Origin of the sequence: Enhygromyxa salina (genome assembly GCF_002994615.1) — a bacterium.
Taxonomy (GTDB): domain Bacteria; phylum Myxococcota_A; class Polyangia; order Nannocystales; family Nannocystaceae; genus Plesiocystis; species Plesiocystis salina_A.
On record NZ_PVNK01000288.1, the window covers coordinates 1 to 19919 of the forward strand.

Consider the following 19919-nt stretch of genomic DNA (forward strand, 5'->3'; position numbering starts at 1 on the left):
GCGGCCGGTCGGTCGGTCGCTGCGCTCCCTCCCTCGGTGGGCTGGGATGCGCTTCGCCGTGGTCTGCGTGGCCCCCTAAAAGGGGGCTCGTTTAGACTCCCCGACCGTCAGCGACTCTGCCACGCACGGCCGCAGGCGGCCGGTCGGTCGGTCGCTGCGCTCCCTCCCTCGGTGGGCTGGGATGCGCTTCGCCGTGGTCTGCGTGGCCCCCTAAAAGGGGGCTCGTTTAGACTCCCCGACCGTCAGCGACTCTGCCACGCACAGTCGCAGGCGGCCGGTCGGTCGGTCGCTGCGCTCCCTCCCTCGGTGGGCTGGGATGCGCTTCGCCGTGGTCTGCGTGGCCCCCTAAAAGGGGGCTCGCTTAGACCCCCCCGGCCGTCAGCGACTCTGCCACGCACGGCCGCAGGCGGCGCCGGTCGGTCGCTGCGCTCCCTCCCTCGGTGGCCTGCGTGGCCCCCAAAAGCGGGCTTTAACGTAGTTTCAGATAGCGCCCAGCACTTCGGGGCGGGGTCATCCTCGGCAAAGAGCAGAGCGCAAAAAGGGCTGGAGGAGGTCCGAGTTCGGGGTATCGCCGTACGAAAAGCAGCTTCGACGCCCACCCGACCGACATGGCAGGGCGGCACCAAGAGCCTTCTGCACCCCAGATGGAGAGGCGACGCCCCGAACTCGGACCTCCTCCAGGCCAGCGCGGACCCCCAACGTCCACGACACAGCCTCATCAACAACTCCGAGGCCCGTAGCGAAGCCCGGATCGGACTTCGGACACGCGCCGGCGATCAAGACTCGTCTCGGTCTGGGGAGCAGATAGCGCCCAGCGCTTCGGGGCGGGGTCATCCTCGGCAAAGAGCAGAGCGCAAAAAGGGCTGGAGGAGGTCCGAGTTCGGGGTATCGCCGTACGAAAAGCAGCTTCGACGCCCACCCGACCGACATGGCAGCGAGGTACCAAGAGCCTTCTGCACCCCAGATGGAGAGGCGACGCCCCGAACTCGGACCACCTCCAGGCCAGCGCGGACCCCCAACGTCCACGACACAGCCTCATCAACAACTTCGTCGACGCCCACCCGACCGACATGGCAGCGAGGTACCAAGAGCCTTCTGCACCCCAGATGGAGAGGCGACGCCCCGAGCTCGGACCACCTCCAGGCCAGCGCGGACCCCCAACGTCCACGACACAGCCTCATCAACAACTTCGAGGCCCGCCGCGAAGCCCGGCTCGGACTTCGGACACGCGCCGGCGATCAAGACTCGTCTTGGTCTGGCTCGCGGGGTTGCTCGATCTCGGTCAGGAGGCGGCGGAGGAGCCCTTCGACGAGCAGGGCTCGCTCGCCGGCGTCGTAGCGGCCGTCGCGGTAGCGGCTCTGGATATCTTCGTACTTCTCGTGGGTCTCGGAGATCAGCTGTTTGTAGGGCTTGCGCCGGGCCATGACCTCGCGTTGATTGGACCAGAAGAACGAGATCAGCGTTGCGATCGTGAAGCCCGTCAGGATCACGCCGAGCGGCCCGGCGAGCAGCCAGCGGATGCCGAAGCGCAGGGCCACGACCCCGGCGGCTCCGAGCGCGAGGTCGCGGACGCCGGCCTTCTTGACCCGGCCCCAGGCCATCGGGATCAGCTCGCCGCTGGCGAGGACGAGGGCGACGAACTCCGGGCGCTTGGCTCCACGCCCATACACGTCCTGGATGACGTGCTGCATGAAGGCATCAAAGCTCTCGTAGACCTCGGCCGGATAGGCGGTATGGGCGTCGGCGCTGGCCATGGGGCCAGGCTACCACGCACGGGCGTTTGGCCTGACGGGACGTGGTACGACAGGTGTGCCGATGAGCACCGAGCAGCAAAACAAGATCATGGTGAAGATGGGGGTGGTCGGCGCGCTCGTGACCGCCGGGGCCGCGGCCTTCTTCTTCCTGGCGGCGAAGTCCGACGCCCCACCCCCCGCCGAGGCGACCCGCGGTTGGGCGGGTGATCAGGTCGCGGTTGAAGCTGCGCCAGTCCCGTCACCGCCAAGCAGCCCCGCGCCGCCGCCGAGCGTCGAGGGAGCGGGCAGCGACGACCCGAGTGCCAAGGCGGGGTCGGCCCGGGCCAAGCGCATGGCCCGGGATCTCGAGCGCGAGCAGATCTGGTCGGCGCTCGCGCGCAAACATGAGCTCGAGCCCGAGGCGCCGGGCAGCGCCGCGCCGAGCGAGGCCGCGGCCGCGGCCCTGCCCAAGCTCGATCCCGAGTACATCAAGTCGGCGATCGCCGAGCAGCTCGTCCCGGTCGCGATCGAGTGCTACGAGAGCGCGCTCGAGGACGAGCCCGAGCTCGCGGGCACGGTCGTCACCCACTTCACGATCATCGGCGCCGAAGAAGTCGGGGGGGTGGTCGAGGACGCGACGATCGACGAAGACTCGACCCTCGCCAGCCCCTTCGTGCGCGAGTGCATGCGCGAGTCGCTGATCGCGGTGACCTTCGAGCCGCCGAGCGACGGCGGGCGCGTCGAGGTCACCTATCCCTTCGTGTTCGAGCCCGAGGCCCCGGACGAGTGAGGCGCGCAGACGCGCGCGGGCTCACTCGACCCGTCGGGGACGCAGCGCGCGGCCGAGCGTCGAGACCAGCTCCTCCGGGCACCGACACCAGGCGGCGACGTGGCGTCCGGGCTCGACGCCCTCGACGCCCGTCTCGCAGTCGGCGAAGCCCTCGCGGGCCAGAAACTCGTCGAGGTGGCCGTGAAAGTGCTCGGCGGTGCCCTGGGCCGTCGGTCCGAAGAAGTCCCAGTAGAGCGTCGGCTTGGGCGCGATCAGCTCGCGCAGCGCGTGGGCTTCGATCGTCTCGAGCGAGTTGGCGAGGAGGTGATCGTCGTCGACCTCGACCAGGCGGACCTGGGGCTGGGCCTGGGCGTAGCTGCGCGAGCTCTCGATCGGCACGATCGTGTCGCGGGTGCCGTGGATGATCACCGTCGGGCAGGTGACGATCGGCCGCGGCGGATGGGTCATCGCGTCCTCGACGAGGCCGAAGTGCACGTCGACGGGCGTGCCCGTGCCGTCGGGCAGCGACATGTGCCCGCGCTCGCGCCAGCGTTCGAAATTGTCCGGGCCGATCAGCGTTGGCCAGCGCGCGACGAAGTCGAAAGCGGGGCACAAGAGGATCAGCCGATCGACGCGCTCGGGGTGGAGCTGGGCCCAGCGGGCCGCGAGGTAGCCGCCCATGCTCGAGCCGACGAAGCGCCAGCGCGCGGGCTCGGGCCCGGAGCCCTCGCGCTCGTCGAGCGCACGATCGAACTCGTCGAGCGCGCCCAGCATGCTCGTGTAGGTCAGCTCGGCGAAGCTCGGCGCGTTGAGGTTGGGGGTGTGGAGCTCGCGTCCTTGCTCGGCGTAAAAGCGACGCAGCGCCTGGCCCTTGCGCGAAAAGTTCGACGACGCGAAGCCGTGCAAGTAGGCGTGGCGGATCGGCGTCACGGGTATCTCGTGCCACCGATGGGGCCTGCACACAAGCTCAGCGGGCGTCGGCGCGGATCGCTCGCGTAACCGGACGGTGCCGAGCACCGTAGCCTGACGCATGACCGCGAAACTGTCGCGCGAGCCCGACCCGACCCTCGAGGAGCTGGCCCGCGAGCCTGCCCGGCGCCCGGCGGTGCTGCGGGCCATGGCCCGCCGACGTTTTCTCCAGCAAGCGGGCGCTGGCGCGACGGTGCTGGCCTTCGGCGGCATCTACACGATCGCCGAAGACGGCCTGTTCGCGCGGGCCAAGGCCGAGACCCGAGCCGACGGCCGCCCGCGCGTGCCCCCGGGCCAACAGGTCATCACCAAGCTCCGACCGATGGGCGGCGAGCCCGGCGACACCTCCAAGTCCAAGTACCGGCTCCGGATCCACGGCGAGGTCAGCAACGAGCTCGACCTCGGGTTTCGCGACCTGCTGAAGATCACCCAGGTGACCCGGGCCAGCGACGTCCACTGCGTGACCGGGTGGACCGTGCTCGGGGCCAAGTGGACGGGCGTGCAGCTCCAGACCCTGGCCAAGCGGGCGGGCGTCAAGGACACCGCCCGCTTCGTGATCTTCGAGGCCGCGCACGGCTACACCGCCAACGTCCCGCTCGCCGACGCCCTCGCCGACGAGGTCATGGTCGCCCACAAACTCGACGGCGCCCCGCTCACAACCGAGCACGGCGCGCCGATGCGCGCGGTCGTCCCAGATCTGTATTTTTGGAAGAGCGCCAAGTGGCTGACCGGGATCCGCTTCGTACGCCGAGACGAGTCCGGCTACTGGGAGCGGCGCGGCTACAGCAACCGCGGCGACCCATGGACCGAAGACCGCTACAGCTAAAGACCGCGACCAAAGAGCAGAGCAGCCCCGCACCCCCGCACCCCCCGTTTGAGAAGCTCAACCGGAGCGCAGCGAGGGGCCGTGCGTGGCAAAGCACAGGGTGCCGCGGGTCTAAACCGAGCCCCCTTCTAGGGGGCCACGGAGGCCACCGCGGGGCTCATACCAGCCCACCGAGTGACGAGCGCAGCGAGGAGTGACCGGCCGCTTGCGGCCGTGCGTGGCAAAGTTGCTGACGTACAGGGGGGTCTAAAACCTTATCATCCGCGTCCATGTCCGACCCGTCTTTCTCGACCGCACTGATCACCGGAGCATCCAGCGGCATCGGAGCGGCGCTCGCCAAGCTGCTCGCGGCCGAGGGCACCGAGGTCGTGCTCGTCGCTCGGCGCGAGCAGGCCCTGCGCGAGCAGGCCGAGGCGATCACCTCCGCGGGCGGCAAGGCCAGGATCGAGGTCCTCGACGTCAGCGATCCCGAGCGGACCGAGGCCCGCATCCGCGAGCTCGACGAAGCGCTCGGCCTCGAGCTCGTCGTCGCCAACGCGGGCGTCGGCAATTCACGTTGGGGTGGCAAGCTGGCGTGGAACGACTGCCGCAAGGTCATCGCCGTCAACGTCTGCGGCGCAGTCGCAACCTTGACCGGAGCGATCCCGGGGATGGTCGCGCGCGGCCGCGGCCACCTGGTCGGGGTCTCGAGCATCGCCCAGTACCGCGGGCTGCCGTCGAGCGCGAGCTACTGCGCGAGCAAGGCGTTTTTGAGCACCTTCCTCGAGAGCCTGCGGGTCGACCTGCACGCCACGGGCGTCGCCGTGACCGACGTCCGCCCCGGCTTCGTCGACACCCCGATGACCGAGGACATGAAGTCCAAGCCCTTCTCGATCGAGGTCGACAAGGCCGCGAGGATCATCGCCCGGGGGGTCCGTAGCCGACGCAAGGTCGTCGCGTTCCCGGCCCCGATGAAGATGATCGGCCACATGCTCCAGCTCATGCCCAAGAACATCTACGAGCCCGCCGTGCGCCGCGGCAAGAAGTAGCGAGGCCCCCACGGGCCCGCGCTGTCACTCGCGGTCCGAGCCCCACGCCGCCCGCCGCCGCCCCGGCGCGAGCGCGTAGGCCGAGGGGATCACGACCAGGGTCAACGCCGTCGCAACCACCAAGCCGCCGATCACGGCCAGCGCCAGCGGCTGGCGCAGGGCCGCCCCCTCACCGAGCCCGAAGGCCATCGGCAGCAGCCCGAGCACGGTCGTCGCCGTCGTCATCAAGATCGGTCGCACGCGGACCTTGCCGGCCTCGACCAGGGCCGTGCGCACGTCCATGCCCTGGCCGCGGCGCTGGTTGACGGCGTTGATCAGCACGATCGCGTTGTTGACCACGATCCCACCCAAGATGATCGCCCCGATCCCGACCATCGCCGAGATCGGCGTGTTGGTCAGCAAGCACGCCAGGACCACCCCGACGGCCGCGAGCGGGACCGTGAACATGATCAAGAAGGGGTGGTGGAGGCTCTCGAAGCTCGAGGCCATGACCACGTAGACCAAGAAGATCGACAGCAGCGCGGTGAAGGCCAGGCTCTCGAGCGAGGCGCCCATCTCCTGGGCCTGTCCGGCGACCTCGGCCTCGACCCAGCGTCCGGCCGGGACCTCGGCGCTGGCGACGTCGAGGACCTCATTGATCTGGGCCGCGAGGCTCCCGAGGTCACCGGCGTCGGCGCGGGCGCGGATCCGGAGGCCGCGGCGTCCGTCGATCCGGCGGATCTCGGCCGGGCCCTGGCCGGGCTCGACCTGCGCGACCGCGGCCAGCGGGATCGACTTGGGCGGGGTGCGCTGGCCGGTCAGGGCGTCTTCGCTCGCGGCCACGACCCCGACCTGGATCCGCTCGACGTCCGCGATGTCCGAGCGATCGACCTCGGGCAGGCGCACGCGGATCTCGAGCTGCTTGTCGGTGGCGTGGAGCTGGCCGGCGACCTCGCCCTGGATCGCGCGCTGGATCGCGGTCGCGGCCTGATCGACGTCGAGCCCGGCGAGCCCGAGGCGCTCGCGATCGAAGTCGACGCGGACCTCCGGGCGGCCGCTGAGGTCGTCGGCCGCGACGTCGGCGAGGCCCTCGATCTCGCGCAGGCGCGGCAGCAGCCGGCGAGCGTGGGCGATCGCGTCGGCGCTCTCGTCGGCGAACACCCGGACCTCGACGGGCGACTCGAACGAGAACAGCGCGGGCCGTCCGAAGCGGACCCGATGATCGACGCCGTGAAGCACGAGCTCGGTCGCCGCCGTGACGTCGGCGAACAGCTGATCCTCGATCGCCTCGAGCTCGGCGCTCGCGGCCAGCTCGGGCCGGAGCCTGAAGTTGATCTGGGCCAGGTGGGTGCCGGCCTGGCCCCCGGTCGCGGACCCGCCCTGGGTCACGCTGCCGACCCGGGCGAACACCAGCTCGAGGCGATCGTCGTCGGCGAGCTCGCGCATGATCCCGCGGGTCAGCGCCGTCGAGCGCTCGAGCGCGGTCCCCTGGGGCAGCTCGATCTGGACGTAGACCTCGCCCTGGCGGACCTCGGGCAGCAGCGTGCGGCCGAGGTCGCGGCCCGACCACACGATCACCGCGCAGACGCCGAGGGTGCCGAGCAAGACCGGGATCCGGGCGCGCAGGGCCACGCGCAGGAGCTTGGGGTACTGGGCCTCGAGCAGCTCCCAGCCCTTGGTCAGCGGTCGCGCGCCGCGCTCGAGCAGCCACCCGAGGCCGCGCACGCCCAGCCGGATCGGGACCCACACGAGCGCCGGGATCGCGACCAGCCAGGCCAACACCGAGCGCTTGGACTTGCCCTCGGGCTCGGGGCTCGCGTCGCCGTCGCCGTCGCCGAGCGCCTGGAGCACGGGGACCAGCGTCAGGCTCACGACCATCGACGAGAGGATCGAGAAGCTGACCGCGTAGGCGAGGTCCCGGACCAGCTGCCCGGCGACCCCCTCGACGAAGGCCATCGGCAGGAACACCGCGACGGTGGTCAGGGTCGAGGCCACGACCGAGCTGGCGATCTCCACGGTCCCGCGCACGGCGCTTTGGCTCCGGCTGGCGTCGGGATCGTGCTCGCGGATCCGGGCGATCGCCTCGAGCGTGACGATGCTGTTGTCGACCAGCATCCCGACCCCGAGCGCGAGCCCGCCGAGGCTCATGAGGTTGAGCGAGATCCCGAGGGTCGTCAGGGGCACGAAGCTGACCAGCAGCGAGATCGGGATCGCAACGCCGATGACCAGGGTCGAGCGGAGGTCGCGGAGGAAGAACAACAGGACCAAGATCGCGAGGCCGCCGCCGATCAGGGTGTTGAGCGCGACCTCCATGATCGCGGCGTCGATGAAGCGGGCCTGGTTGCTGAGCACGACCAGGCGGTGACCCTCGGGCAGCTGCTTCGACAGCTGCTCGACGCGCTCGAGCACCTTGTCGGCGACCCGGACCGTGTTGGCGTCGGCCTCGCGGAACACCGCGAGCTCGATCGCCTCCTCCTGGCCGACGAGCGAGACCTCTTCGCGCTCGAGCGCGGACCGTCGGATCCCGCGGCCATCGCCGGGGTCGACGCTCAGCTCGCGCAGGCGCAGCGCGCCGCCCTCGACCCCAGCGTCCTCGCGGATGATGATCTCGCCGAGCTCCGCGGGGGTCTTGGCCTCGTGGACCGTGCGGATCAGGTAGCGGTTGCCGTCGTCGGTCAGGCCGCCGCCGGGCCGGTTGATGTTGTCGGCCCCGATCGCGGTCACGACCTCGGCCGCGTCGACCCCGAGCGCGGCGAGGCGGTCGGGGTCGAGCTCGACGACGACCTCTTCCTCGTCGCCGCCGTGGAGCTGGACCGCCGCGACCCCGTCGAGCTTCTCGAGGGTCTGCTTGATGTCCTCGTCGGCGAGGTCGCGCAGCTGGCGAAAGTCGAGGTTGCCGTCGGCGGTCTCGGCGACCAGCGCGAGGCGCAAGATCGGCTCTTGCGAGGGGTCGTAGCGGAGCACGATCGGCTGCTCGGCCTGGGTCGGCAGGCGCACGCGGTCGAGCTTCTCGCGCACGTCGGCCATCGCGTCGTCGATCGTCGTGCCCCAGGCGAAGTCGAGCACGACCTCGCTGACGCCCTCGCGCGAGCTCGACTCGAGCGCGATGATGCCCGGGACCCCGCCGACGAGCTCCTCGATCGGCCGCGTGACCAGCTCCTCGACCTCGGACGGGGCCGCGTCGGCGTACTCGGTCTGAACCGTGATGCTCGGGTAGCCCAGATCCGGCAGGAGCTCGACGGGCATGCGCGTGAGCGCGACGAGGCCGAACAGCAAGAGCGCGATCGTGACCATCGTGACGGTCACCGGGCGCCCGACCACGCCAGAGATCAGACGCCAGAGCCCGTCGCGCGCCGCCGCGGCGGCGCCGGGAGCCCGGTCGCCTCCAGGCCTGGGCGAACCCGAACCCGGGGCGTCGGCGTCGTCGTTCCCGTTGGCAGTCATCGCTCCGCCAGGCCGCTCAGCGCCGCCGCTTGCCGCCCCAGCCGCCCCGGCGTCGCTTGCCGTCGTCGTCTTTGGCCTCGGCCTCGGGCTCGCGCTCGCGCTCGATGTCCGGCTCGCCGGCGGGCTTGATCGGCATGCCCTCGGTGATGCCGTTGGCGTCGACCAGCACGCGGTCGTCCGGGCCGACGCCCGAGCTGAGCTCGACGCGCTCGCTGCCCTCGAGCCCGATCTCGACGGCCACGCGTCGGGCCTTGCCCTCGCGCAGGACGTAGACGTAGCGCTGGCCCTCGAGCTCGAACACCGCGTCGACCGGCACGCTGGGCGTGGCCTCGCGCCGCTCGAGCAACACGCGGGCGCGGACGAAGGCGCCGGGGACCGCGAGCGGCGGGTAGTCCTGGGCCTGGACCAGGAACTCGACGGTCCCGGTCAGCGCGTCGACGATCGGCGCCCGGCGGATGACCTCGCCCGTGAAGGTCGAGCCGTCGATGAGCTCGATCTCGACTTGGTTGCCCACGCTGACCCGGGCGGCCTCGCGCTCGGGCAGGTGGAGCGGGAGCTCGAGGGCCGAGAGATCCGCGAGCTCGTAGAGCACCGTCGAGGTGCCCGCGAGGTTGCCGACGTCGACCTCGCGGCTGACGATCGTGCCCGCGAAGGGCGCGCGCACGGTCATCGTCGAGGCCTGGGCCCGCGACAGCCGGGCGGCGGCGCGGGCCGTTTGGAGCTCGTGGCGGCGGGCGTCGATCTCTTCTTGGGCGATCGCCCCGCTCGAGTCGAGGCCCTCGAGCCGGCCGAGCTCGGCCTCGGCGTTGGCCGCCTCGAGCCGATCGCGCGAGGCCTGGAGCGAGAGCTCGCGGCCGTCGAGGCGGGCGAGGATCTGCTCGGCCTCGACGACGTCGCCGACCTCGACCTCGAGCACGTTGATGATCCCGGCTCGGATCGGTCGAAGCTCGGCCCGACGCAGGGGCTCGAGCGTGCCCGAGGAGCGGTAGTGACGCTCGATCGTCGCGGGCTCGACGGTGGTCAGCTCGACCGCGAGGGGCTGGGGCGGCCCGCCGCCGCGACCGCCCTTGCCACCGCGCCCGCCCTTGCCAGCTTTGCCACCCTTGCCGCTCTTGCCACCGGGCCCCGCTCCGGACGCGCCGCCGCAGCCGAGGGGCAAGAGCGCGCTCAAAGCCGCCGTGAGCACGCCCCTGCGTGTCCAGTCGCGACCTAGATCGCCGTTTGAGCCGACCTGTGCGGGATCCCGAGCCATCTCGTCTGTCTGCGCTCGGCTACCGCCGTCGCGTACCCAGTGGTAGGACAGGCCCATGGGTCAGTCAACGAGCCCCGCGCCCGCGCCCGCGCGCGAGCTGATCGAAGCCAACCACGAGTTCCCTGGCGAGTACCTCATCAAGGCCTTTGGACCCGCGACCGAAGGGTTTCGTGTCGCGATCGATGCCGCCGCACGCGAAGCGGTCGGTGCGCGTGTCGAGCTCCGCGAGCGGATCAGCAGCAAGGGCAATTCGATCTGCATCACATTGACCCTCCGGGCCGAGACCGTCGATGAAGTCATCTTGGCCTACGCCCGTCTCCACGACGTCCCGGGCCTGAAGATGATCCTGTGAGACTCTTCACTCCGTCGCGTCCGCGCCCGCGCCGATCCTCCTCGACAATCGCCACGTCACCCGCCAGCACAGTCTCCCAGGATCCAGGACCCAGGGCCCGAGCGTAGCGAGGGTATCGGGGCTCCGGGTCGAGTCTCGGAGACGACGAAGAAAGGTCGCCATGAATCACGCCAGTGTCTTTCGGTCCTCGCTCTGCCTCGTTCTCCTCACCGGGGTCGCCGCCGGCACCCTCGGGTGCAAACCCAAGGCCGTCCGCGGGGGACCCGGGACCGAGAACCCCAACCTCGACGAGGGCGCGCTGAGCACGACCCTCGACCGCAAGGACATCAACTACCTCGTCGACGAGAACCTCGAGGCGATGTTCGCGTCGGCCTGGTGGGCGCGCGACGTCCAGGGCTCGATGGCCGACCCGCCAGTCGTAGCGATCTGGCCGATCAAGAACGCGACCAGCATGCACCTCGACGACCAGATGTTGACGCTGCTGTCGCAGATCGAGACCACGATGGTCAACTCGGGCGCGGTCTCGGTCGTCAGCCGCGAGCGCCAGGCCGAGATGGTCGCCGAGGCCCAGCTCCAAAACAGCGACCTGTTCGACCCCGCGACCGCGGCCCGGCTCGGCGCCCAGCTCGGGGCCAAGTACTACATCACCGGCAAGGTCACCTCGACCGAGGAGCGCTTCAACAAGGAGCGCCGCGTCCAGTACTCGCTGTTCATCCAGGTCATCGAGGTCGAGACCAGCGTCGTCAAGTTCCAGTTCACCTCCGAGCGCTCCAAGGCGATCGTACGGTAGCCGGCGTGGGGGGTTCTCGGTCTCGGGGTACAGGTCGGCGGTGGCCGACGCTGGCGTTGGTGGCCACGCTCGGCGTGACGGCCGGGGTCGCGACGTCGTGCGCGACCTACTCGGACAAGACCCAGGAGATGCGCGAGCTGGTCACCGCCGGGCAGCTCGAGGCCGGGCTCGCCGAGATCAACCGCTTCATCAAGGTCAAGGACCCCGTCGAGCTCCCGCGCAAGTGGAAGAGCGAGACGGCGCTCGCGATCCTCGAGCGCGCGACGATCCTCCACGCGATGCAGAGCTGGGACGCGAGCGCGAGCAACTTTCAGGCCGCCGAAGAGCAGCTCGAGCTCCTCGATCTGCGCAGCTCGGCCGACGAGATCGGGCGCTACGTGTTCTCCGACGCGGCGACCCACTATCGCTACACGCCGACCGAGAAGCTCTCGCTCAACGGCGTCAACCTGATCAACTACCTCGCCCAGGGTGATCTCGACGGCGCCAAGATCGAGGCCAAGCGCTTCTCGATCATGCGCCAGTACTTGCTCGACTACGACCCCGAGCACGCCCACGGGGCGTTCGGGTCGTACCTCGCGGGCTTCGTCGCCGAGCGCCAGGGCAACGCCGACGAGGCCCTGCGCTACTACGACGAGGCCCTGCAAGAGCGCGAGCTCGCGACGCTGCGCGATCCGATCGTGCGCCTCGGGCAGCGCGGCAGCTACCGCAGCGAGCGACTCGACCGCTACATCGGCGGCCCGGCGATGCCGGCTCCGAGCGCCGCGCAGCCCGGCGAGGACCCGGCGGCGGCGAGCGAGGACGCGGCCCCTGCCGAGCAGCCGATCCCGGTCGAGGCCGCGGCGCCCGCCGAGATCCTCGTCGTCATCAAGACCGGCCGGGTCCCCTACAAGGTCCCGGTCCGCATCCCGGTCGGCGCCGCGATCGGCATGGCCGGCGCGTTCGTGACCGGTGACACCCGCCTGCTCGAGCACAGCGCCATGAAGGTCGTGGTGTTCCCCGACCTCGAGCCCGCGGGCAACCTGTTCGACAGCGCGTCGTGGACGGTCGACCAGATCCCCGTGCAGCTCGACCTCGTCAGCGACCTCGGCGCCGAGATCAGCCGCGAATTCGACGAGCTGCGCCCGAAGATCATCGGCTCGGCGATCACCCGCCTGATCGTGCGCGCGGCCGCGGCCGAGGGCGCTCGCGCGGCCGGCAACGAGGGCAACGAGGTCGTCGGCCTGCTCAGCGCGCTCGCGATCGAGGGCGCCATGGTCGTGCTCGACAAGCCCGACACCCGGTCTTGGACCACGCTCCCGGACCGGGTCTGGATCGGCCGCGTCCAGGTCCCCCCCGGCCCGCACACCCTCGACATCGTCGTGTCTGGCAACGGCGGTCAGGAGCGCCGAACCACCGAGGTGAATGTGGGTGAGGGAGGCTACGTCGTGCTCGACGTCACGACACTTCGGTGAGCGTGGGCGTCGAGTTCGGCCCATGATCTGTTCGCCGATCCCAGGAGCAAGCCCATGAGTCTCGCGTTGATTGCCAGGTCCGCCCGCCTTCCAACCGCCCACGGCCGGGGCCGCAGTAGGCGAAGGCGCCTCGGGTTGGCGCTGTCCTTCGGGCTCCTCGGCGCTGGCCTGGGTCTGGTCGCCGCCCCGAGCGAGGCCGAGGCCGCCCGCGGCGGACCCCGGGGGATCGAGTTCGAGGGCGCGCAAGATCGCCGGGGTGTCTACGTGGGCCCCGGCGTGTTCTTTGGTTTCTCGGGCATGAAGGCCACGGTCGTGCCCGATGTCGGCCTCAGCCTCGCCTTCGGTGGTGGCGTGAGCAAGCGGGCCCTGCTCGGCATCAACCTTCACGGCGCCAAGTATCTCGGCCGGGCCGAGGGCGCGAGCTCGTGGATGTTTGGCGGCGACTTCGAGTTCACCGGCTACGCGTGGCAGGGCCTGTACATCCGCACGGGTCTCGGCGGCGTCGGCCTCCCGGCCGGTGACCCCGACAACACCCTGGTCGTGGGCCTCGGCGGCAACGTGGGCGTGGGCTATGAATTTTGGCTCAACGCGAGCGCGGCAGCGTCGGTCGGGATCACCTACGATCTGCGCTACATCGCCGGCGAGCGCGAGCTGGTGCCCGATCCCCTCCGCCACACGGGCATGGTCGGGATGCGCTTTAGCTTCTACTGAGGTGCGCGTTCGTCCGGAAACATACTGCGCATTCGTCACTAACCTGCCCGTCTTTGTGACCACGCTCACAAGGATGTGATCGCATCTCGTTCGGCGATCGCGGTCCAGGGTGACGGGTACTAGCCCAACCCGTAGAATCGCGGTCCGATGGCGAAGTCCAAGAAGGACAGCGGCGAGGGAGAAGACGATCGAAGGGCCGACCTCGAGGCCGAGATCGCTGCGCTCCGCTCGGATCTCAATGATGCGCGGGCCGATCTGCGTGACGCTCGAGCCGACCGCGAGCAAGCGCGCGGCGAGGTCAAGCAGCTCCGCGAGGAGCTCCAGAGCGCCCGCCTCGAGCGCGACGCGTCCCGCGACGAGGCCCAGCAGCTTCGCGCGCAGGTCGACGAGCTCAAGTCGGCGGGCGGCGGCGTCGACGATCGGATCGGTTACCTGCGCGAGCTCCAAAACAGCATCATCAGCGCCGCGCCCGACGTCGACGACACCCTGACCGCGCTGACCGAGATGCGCGCCGGGCTCAAGAACATCGCCGACAGCGTCGACCTGCTCGCGTCCAACGCCGAGGAGAGCTCGAGCTCGATCCTCGAGATGGCCGCCGCCAACGACGAGGTCGCCGAGAGCATGTTCAACCTGGCCTCGTCGGTCGAAGAGACCGCGATCTCGATCGAAGAGATGACCTTCTCGGTCCGCGAGGTCGCCAAGAACATCGAGGCGCTGTCGACGACCGCCGAGGAGACCTCCTCGGCCATGAACGAGATGGACATCTCGATCCAGCAGGTCGAGAACAACGCCAACGAGACCGCGCAGATGACCGAGGAGGTCGTCTGGGCCGCCGAGGGTGGCGTCGACGCGATCAACCGGACGATCGAGGTCATCAACTTGATCAAGACCTACTCGGCCGACGCGGTCTCGGTCATCGGCCGCCTCGGCCAGCGCATCGGCGAGATCGGCGGCATCTTGTCGGTCATCGACGACGTCGCCGAGCAGACCAACCTGCTCGCGCTCAACGCCGCGATCATCGCCGCCCAGGCCGGCGAGCACGGCAAGGGCTTCGCCGTCGTCGCCGACGAGATCAAAGATCTCGCCGAGCGCTCCGCGACCAGCACCAAGGAGATCGCCGAGATCATCAAGGCCGTCCAGCGCGAGAGCTACAACGCCGTCGAGGCCGTCCAGCGCTCGAGCAAGTCCGTCGACGACGGCGTCCGCGTCAGCCACCAGGCCGAAGACTCGCTCAAGCGCATCTCCGACTCCGCCCGCCGGTCAACGCAGATGGTCCGCGAGATCGCCCGCGCCACCGTCGAGCAGACCAAGGGCTCCAAGCAGGTCACCGACGCGATCAACGTGGTCGCGACCACGGTCCAGCAGGTCGCAACCGCGACCAGCGAGCAGGCCCGCGGCGCCGAGCAGATCATGAAGTCGGCCGAGAAGATGAAGCAGATCACTCGGCACGTCGAGCGCTCGACCCAGGAGCAGACCCGCGGCAGCCGCCAGATCACTCAGGCGATCGAGACCATCTCCGAGCAGATCAGCCAGCTCAGCTCCGCGCACCAGGGCCAGACCCAAAACGCCGACACGATCGTCGAGCGTCTGTCCTCGATCCGCGAAGCCACCCAGTCCCAGATGGAGCTCATCGAGCGCTCCCTCGGTCAGATTTAATTAGACCCCCCTGGCCGCTTTCGCACGTTGCCACGCACGGCCGCTGCGCGGCCGGTCGCCCCCTCGTTTCACTCGGGTGCTCGGTGGGCTGGTATGTGCCACGCACGGGTCTGCGTGGAGGGGGCTCATCCGGTACCGGATGTCCTCCGTTTTTGGGGTTCTGGGTCCGAGTGTGTTCCGCGTTCTCTCTGGTTGCGGGGATACGTCCTGTCCGGTGTGCGTGACTCGATGTTGTCCGGTACCGGATGAGCCCGCTTTGCGTGAGTGGAGGCTGTTCGGTACCGGATGAGCCCCCTTTTAGGGGCCACGCATCCGATCGCTAGGCACATACCAGCCCACCGAGCGGGGGAGCGAAGCGAGCCCGCGACCGGCCGCTTGCGGCCGTGCGTGGCAGAGTTGTTGACGACCAGGGGGGTCTAAAAAACTCACCGATACGCGTCGGGTTCGATCTCGAAGCGTTCGATCCAGCGGTGGATCTCTTTGGGCTCGCGCTGGAGGGCGCGGGCGACCTCGGCTGTGTCGCCGCCGGTCTTGGCCAGCTCGCTGACGAGCTTGGCTCGGAGCTCGCTGACGCTCTCGGGGCTCTGGGGCATGTCGCGGCGGCTGGCGAGGATGTCGTCGAGGAGATCGCGGGAGATCTCGCCGTTGGTCCCGGCCAGGATCGAGGCGGTCGCCAGGGTCTGGTGGAGCTCGCGGACGTTGAAGGGCCAGCTGTGGCTCAAGATCCGGCGGAAGGCCCGGGTTGCGATCTTGACCTCGGCGCCAGCGCGGGAGCGGTAGACGACCTTGGTCAGGACGCCGAGGTCTTCACGGCGACGACGCAGCGGCGGCAAGGTGGCGTGGAACCCGGCGAGGCGCGAGTAGAGGTCGGGGCGGAACTTGCCAGCTTCGACCAGCGCGCGGATGTCGTGGAGGGTCGAGCAGATCACGCGGACGTCGAACTTGCGCGGCTGATCCTCGCCGACGCGCATGACCCGACCCTCGGCGAGCGCGGCGTGGAGCTTGGTCTGAGCGGCGGGCGAGAGCTCGCCGAGCTCGTCGAAGAACAAGGTGCCGCGATCGGCCTGCTCGAAGATGCCGGGGCGGTCTTCGTCGGCGCTGCCGAACAAGATCGAGTCGATGCGATCGTCGGACAGGGCCGCGAGGTTGGCAGCGACGAAGGCTCCAGGGCGCTCGCTGAGCTTGTGGACCGAGCGCGCGGTGATCTCTTTGCCGGTCCCGGTCTCGCCGTGCAGCAAGAGCGGGACGTCACTGGGGGCGAGACGAAGCAAGGTGCGCTGGATGCCACACAGCGCGGGGTTCGAGGTGCCCGAGGGATCGAGCACGCGGACGTGCTCGGGCGGCAGGTCTTGCTGAGTGACCTCGCGGATCATCCAAAACGAGCGACCGACCTCGAACACCTGCCCGGGCAGCAGCCGGGCCATGCCGGGGATCGCCTGACGCTCGATGTGCGTGCCGTTGCGGCTGTCGAGATCGCACAGGTCGAACTCGAGGCCGACGCCCGACTTGATGATCCGAACCTCCGCATGGCGACCGCTGACCCACCCGAGCGGGATCCGGATCGCGAGCTCGTCAGCCTCGACCTCCGACTGCAGATCCGCGCCGCTCACACGGCCGAAGCGGATCTTGGACACGTTGTCGAGTGACCACACGCCTCCGGCGTCGCGGAAGTCGTTCTCGCTCGAGCCAATGAAGATCAACCAGGCGTGCGCCGGGCCCCGTCCAAACAAGGGCGCGTCATCTGAGAGGGTTTCTTCGGGGATGGTCACGTCCACCGCACTTCGATCACCGGGCTGAGGATCTTACCTGCCTTGTGCGCGGCTGACACGAACCGTGGGCTGCAAATGTAGCTAGGGCCGAAAAATTTGTGTGAAGCGGTCGCGAGATCAGGGCCGAGAAATTGCCAGGCGTCGCAGGCGCGACGCCGAGTACAGCGTGACTGTTTTTTTTCCGATGCCACCCGATCGGGCCGAGTCGCTGGGTCCGACTCAGTAGTTGATCACGCCGGCCTCGAGCAACTCGATCGCGGCCTGGGTCACCGCGACGTCGTCGGCCTCGAGCCGGTTGAGCACCGTTGGCCAGTCGCCACCCGCGGCGATCGACTCGACGAGATCGACCTGCTCCGGCGCGAGCTCGCGCCACGGCTTGCCCGAAGGGAACTTCAGGCTGACCTCGCGCTCGGGGATGCGGTGGCGCTCGGCGAGGTGCGCGAGCTCGTCTTGGACGCGCGCGGCCTCCATCAAGATGTGCTCGAGCCCGACCGACAGCTCCTTGCCCTCGGGCGGCTCGACGGTGTTGTTGTCGAGCTCGAAGGTGCCCTCGCTCCAGTTCATCATCCGCAGCAGGGCCTTCTCGGCCTTGAGGTTGCCGAACCCGCGGATGCGCGCGTAGTAGACCCTGCCCTGGCGCAGGAACAGCTCGCCGACCGAGTCGCCGCGGACCCGCAGGGCCCCAGTCTTGCGGCTGGTGGCCAGCCACTGCAGCACGTCGGCGAGCGGGATCTCTTGGATGCTGCCGGACATCGAGCGCCCGGCGGTCGTCTCCTCGGGGCCGGCTCGATCACGCTGCAGCTGCGCGAGCGGGACGACGTCGACGCGCATCAAGCTCGCGCCGATCGTGATCCGATCGCCGGGTCGCAGGCGATGGTGAGAGACGGCGCGGCCGTTGACCTGTGTGCCGTTGCGCGAGCCGAGGTCGCGCAGCCAGAGCGTGCCGCGAGCCTCGTAGATGCGCGCGTGCTTGCGGGACACCGAGTCGTCGGCGAGCACCAGATCGGCGTCTTCGCTGCGGCCGGCGACCCAACTGTCGCCATCGGGACCGAGCGCGAACACCTTGCGGGGATCGGCCCCCGACACGACGGTCAGCACGGGAACCTCGGGCGAAGCCATGGCCAAACCTACCCCAACGCGGTCCGCCTGAGTCAAAACAACGATCCGCCCCGTGCAAGCTGTGCGCACGAGCCCAAGGCGGGACAATTCTGGGTGAGTTTACACACTCGTGCGCGCATATGCGCTCCCGTAAACAATGTTCTGTGGGCGATTGGTAGGACTGGGCCGGGGATCCCCTCGCCGCGCACGGGGGATCGGCGCGGGTCGCTCTGGTGCGCTCAGGGTTCGTCCGGGTTGTGCGGACGCAGGGTGCGCGGAACACTGGGGGCGTGGCGGTATCACGTTCAACCCTAGTGTGTGGCGCTTTGCTCGCCCTCGTCTCGCTGTCTGGCTGTTCCCGGGCCAAGGCGCAGCCACAGGCGACCGCCGCACCGACCTACGCCGAGCGCTCGAACACTGCCTACTATCAGCAGAGCTACGAAGAGGGGCAGCTGCCGCCGACGGACATGGCCTACGCCGACGTCTACGTCCAGGACCAGTACTACGCGCAGCCTGGCGAGGAGTACCCGGCCGAGACCGTCGGCTACGAGACGATGTCGAGCGGCGAGCAGGTCGTCGTCGTCACCTACGTGCACACCTATCCCGACGCGATCGAGACCTTTCCCCGGGTTTATTGGGCGGGCCGCTGGTACTACAACGTCCACGGCTCGTTCGTATTTTGGGACCCCTACTGGGGCGTGTGGTCCTACTACTATGGGCCGCCGCAGCCCCTGGTCGTGGCTTGGAACTACCACTACCCCTGGGTCGCCTACAGCTGGGGCGTGGGCTACTACGGGCCCGGCTGGTACTGGGGCGGCGTGAGTCACCGCGGCTACCACGCCTACGGGCGTCCGCCCACGCACTGGCGGCCGAGCCGGGGTCCCAACGCCGACCGCGGCGGGCCGACGGGCGGACGACCCTCGACCAACCCCAACGGCGGCGGCGGCGGAGGCGGAGGAGGCACCGCTGGTGTCGGCGCTGCCAACGCTGGCGACGTCAACCGGCCTTCGCTTCCCGGCGGCAACAACCCGTCGCAGCCCAGCCGGGCGCCGGTCGCCGCTGGCACCGACATCCAGCGACCTGGTGAGGGCACGCAGCCGAACGCGGGCACTACCGTCGCCGCGCCGGGGGCGACGCGGGCTCAGCCGCCGCGGGCTCAGCCGCCGCGGGCCCAGCCAACCCGCGCACCCACGGTTGCGAGCGGCACCGACGTCGCCGCGCCCAAGCCCGGTCGCGCGCCCGTGGACGCCACCGCCCGGAGCATCCAGCCGACCAAGCCGCCGCGTGCACCGGTCGCAACGACGAGCCGCAGCGACTCTCGCACCGCCGCGGTGACCCCGACCCGCGCTCAGCCGCCGCGGGCACGGGTTCCGAAGGTTCAGGTCCACTCGAGCTCACCTCGCGCCACGCGCCCGACCTACTCGCCGCCGGCAGCCCGCCGAGCCCCGACGCCGAGCCGCTCGACCCGCTCGCGCAGCGTCGGGACCAACCCCAATCCACGCCCGACGACCACCCGCTCGTCCGCGCCGAGCCGCTCGTCCACGCCGACGTACCGGACCTACTCGCCGCCAGCGAACAACTCGAGGTCGTCCTCACCGGCCCCCTCGCGCTCCTACTCGCCCTCGCGCTCCTCGAGCCCCTCGCGCTCCTCGAGCCCCTCGCGCTCCTACTCGCCGTCGCGCTCGTCGCGCTCGTCGCGCTCGTCGAGCCCGTCGCGTTCGTCGAGCCCGTCGCGTTCGTCGAGCCCGTCACGTTCGTCGAGCCCGTCACGTTCGTCGAGCCCGTCACGTTCGTCGAGCCCGTCACGTTCGTCGAGCCCGTCACGTTCGTCGAGCCCGTCACGTTCGTCGAGCCCGTCGCGTTCGTCGAGTTCGTCCAGCTCACGTCGCTGAGCGACGACGTCAAAGCACCGTCTCCCAACGCGCCACCTCCCAACGCTCCAGCCCGAAACCAGACGAGCCCCCTTCTAGCAGCCCGGGGTGCAATGCATCGTGTCGCCTCGCGCCGGAATTTTCGCCGAGGGCGCGAAGCCAAAACGCCGCTGTACCGGGCGTACTGCAAGTTTTGGCGACAAAGCCCTCGGCGAAAAGGC

At 69.8% G+C, this 19919-nt stretch carries 16 protein-coding genes; 9 read left to right on the forward strand and 7 right to left on the reverse strand.

Going from position 1 to position 19919, the window contains the following annotated elements; translation table 11 throughout:
- Window positions 1–1238 precede the first annotated feature (1238 nt).
- Entirely contained in the window at window positions 1239–1754 is a 516-nt protein-coding gene (locus tag ENSA5_RS33315; RefSeq protein ID WP_106395763.1) for a hypothetical protein, read from the reverse strand.
- Window positions 1755–1815: 61 nt separating this feature from the next.
- On the opposite strand from ENSA5_RS33315, the gene ENSA5_RS33320 reads away from it, so the two are divergent.
- Window positions 1816–2523 carry an AgmX/PglI C-terminal domain-containing protein gene (locus ENSA5_RS33320; RefSeq protein WP_106395764.1) on the forward strand — a complete coding sequence of 236 codons (708 nt, stop codon included), beginning with the start codon at window positions 1816–1818 and terminating at the stop codon, window positions 2521–2523.
- A 21-nt stretch (window positions 2524–2544) separates the two neighbouring features.
- Here the strand turns inward: ENSA5_RS33320 and ENSA5_RS33325 are convergent, their stop codons facing one another.
- Window positions 2545–3432, reverse strand: coding sequence for an alpha/beta hydrolase (locus ENSA5_RS33325; protein ID WP_181198421.1), 888 nt, complete (start codon window positions 3430–3432; stop codon window positions 2545–2547).
- A gap of 100 nt (window positions 3433–3532) precedes the next feature.
- Between ENSA5_RS33325 and ENSA5_RS33330 the strand changes: the two genes are divergently transcribed.
- Window positions 3533–4297 (forward strand): molybdopterin-dependent oxidoreductase, encoded by a 765-nt coding sequence (locus tag ENSA5_RS33330; protein WP_106395776.1) that lies wholly within the window; start codon window positions 3533–3535, stop codon window positions 4295–4297.
- A 269-nt stretch (window positions 4298–4566) separates the two neighbouring features.
- Window positions 4567–5325 carry an SDR family NAD(P)-dependent oxidoreductase gene (locus ENSA5_RS33335; protein WP_106395766.1) on the forward strand — a complete coding sequence of 253 codons (759 nt, stop codon included), beginning with the start codon at window positions 4567–4569 and terminating at the stop codon, window positions 5323–5325.
- 24 nt (window positions 5326–5349) lie between these two features.
- Here the strand turns inward: ENSA5_RS33335 and ENSA5_RS33340 are convergent, their stop codons facing one another.
- Both ENSA5_RS33340 and ENSA5_RS33345 read right to left on the reverse strand, forming a co-directional pair.
- On the reverse strand, window positions 5350–8625 hold the full coding sequence (locus ENSA5_RS33340; protein WP_181198422.1) for an efflux RND transporter permease subunit: 3276 nt from the start codon (window positions 8623–8625) through the stop codon (window positions 5350–5352).
- Window positions 8626–8764: 139 nt separating this feature from the next.
- The gene (locus ENSA5_RS33345; RefSeq protein ID WP_146156385.1) at window positions 8765–9934 is read right to left on the reverse strand and encodes an efflux RND transporter periplasmic adaptor subunit; all 1170 of its coding nucleotides are present in this window, start codon (window positions 9932–9934) and stop codon (window positions 8765–8767) included.
- Window positions 9935–10055: 121 nt separating this feature from the next.
- Between ENSA5_RS33345 and ENSA5_RS33350 the strand changes: the two genes are divergently transcribed.
- The 5 genes from ENSA5_RS33350 (at window position 10056) to ENSA5_RS33370 (ending at window position 14960) form a co-directional block, all read left to right on the forward strand.
- A complete protein-coding gene (locus ENSA5_RS33350) occupies window positions 10056–10352 on the forward strand; it encodes a YbeD family protein (protein WP_106395769.1) in 297 nt (98 codons plus the stop codon).
- A 160-nt stretch (window positions 10353–10512) separates the two neighbouring features.
- Window positions 10513–11142, forward strand: a complete 630-nt coding sequence (locus tag ENSA5_RS33355) for an LpoB-related protein (RefSeq protein WP_106395770.1) — start codon at window positions 10513–10515, stop codon at window positions 11140–11142.
- Between the two features lie 59 nt (window positions 11143–11201).
- Window positions 11202–12593: a COG3014 family protein gene (locus ENSA5_RS33360; RefSeq protein WP_146156386.1), complete on the forward strand. Its 1392-nt coding sequence runs from the start codon at window positions 11202–11204 to the stop codon at window positions 12591–12593.
- A gap of 135 nt (window positions 12594–12728) precedes the next feature.
- A complete protein-coding gene (locus tag ENSA5_RS33365; RefSeq protein ID WP_106395772.1) occupies window positions 12729–13304 on the forward strand; it encodes a hypothetical protein in 576 nt (191 codons plus the stop codon).
- A 147-nt stretch (window positions 13305–13451) separates the two neighbouring features.
- Complete coding sequence (locus ENSA5_RS33370) at window positions 13452–14960, forward strand: methyl-accepting chemotaxis protein (RefSeq protein WP_106395773.1); 1509 nt, start codon at window positions 13452–13454, stop codon at window positions 14958–14960.
- 425 nt (window positions 14961–15385) lie between these two features.
- Here the strand turns inward: ENSA5_RS33370 and ENSA5_RS33375 are convergent, their stop codons facing one another.
- Window positions 15386–16735, reverse strand: a complete 1350-nt coding sequence (locus ENSA5_RS33375; protein WP_106395774.1) for a sigma 54-interacting transcriptional regulator — start codon at window positions 16733–16735, stop codon at window positions 15386–15388.
- Between the two features lie 213 nt (window positions 16736–16948).
- Window positions 16949–17848 (reverse strand): DUF4388 domain-containing protein, encoded by a 900-nt coding sequence (locus ENSA5_RS33380; protein ID WP_106395775.1) that lies wholly within the window; start codon window positions 17846–17848, stop codon window positions 16949–16951.
- Window positions 17849–18153: 305 nt separating this feature from the next.
- Here ENSA5_RS33380 and ENSA5_RS38710 point away from each other — a divergent pair, with 305 nt between their 5' ends.
- Window positions 18154–19719 carry a hypothetical protein gene (locus ENSA5_RS38710; RefSeq protein ID WP_181198423.1) on the forward strand — a complete coding sequence of 522 codons (1566 nt, stop codon included), beginning with the start codon at window positions 18154–18156 and terminating at the stop codon, window positions 19717–19719.
- 9 nt (window positions 19720–19728) lie between these two features.
- Here the strand turns inward: ENSA5_RS38710 and ENSA5_RS39025 are convergent.
- On the reverse strand, window positions 19729–19919 hold a 191-nt coding region (locus ENSA5_RS39025; protein WP_219906910.1), incomplete at its 5' end, for a hypothetical protein.

Excerpts from the sequence above, each read along its gene's own strand:
- ENSA5_RS33315 (WP_106395763.1), bottom strand. The coding sequence starts at position 1,754 with ATGGCCAGCGCCGACGCCCATACCGCCTATCCGGCCGAGGTCTACGAG.
- ENSA5_RS33320 (WP_106395764.1), top strand. The coding sequence starts at position 1,816 with ATGAGCACCGAGCAGCAAAACAAGATCATGGTGAAGATGGGGGTGGTC.
- ENSA5_RS33330 (WP_106395776.1), top strand. The coding sequence starts at position 3,533 with ATGACCGCGAAACTGTCGCGCGAGCCCGACCCGACCCTCGAGGAGCTG.
- ENSA5_RS33335 (WP_106395766.1), top strand. The coding sequence starts at position 4,567 with ATGTCCGACCCGTCTTTCTCGACCGCACTGATCACCGGAGCATCCAGC.
- ENSA5_RS33350 (WP_106395769.1), top strand. The coding sequence starts at position 10,056 with ATGGGTCAGTCAACGAGCCCCGCGCCCGCGCCCGCGCGCGAGCTGATC.
- ENSA5_RS33355 (WP_106395770.1), top strand. The coding sequence starts at position 10,513 with ATGAATCACGCCAGTGTCTTTCGGTCCTCGCTCTGCCTCGTTCTCCTC.
- ENSA5_RS33370 (WP_106395773.1), top strand. The coding sequence starts at position 13,452 with ATGGCGAAGTCCAAGAAGGACAGCGGCGAGGGAGAAGACGATCGAAGG.
- ENSA5_RS33380 (WP_106395775.1), bottom strand. The coding sequence starts at position 17,848 with ATGGCTTCGCCCGAGGTTCCCGTGCTGACCGTCGTGTCGGGGGCCGAT.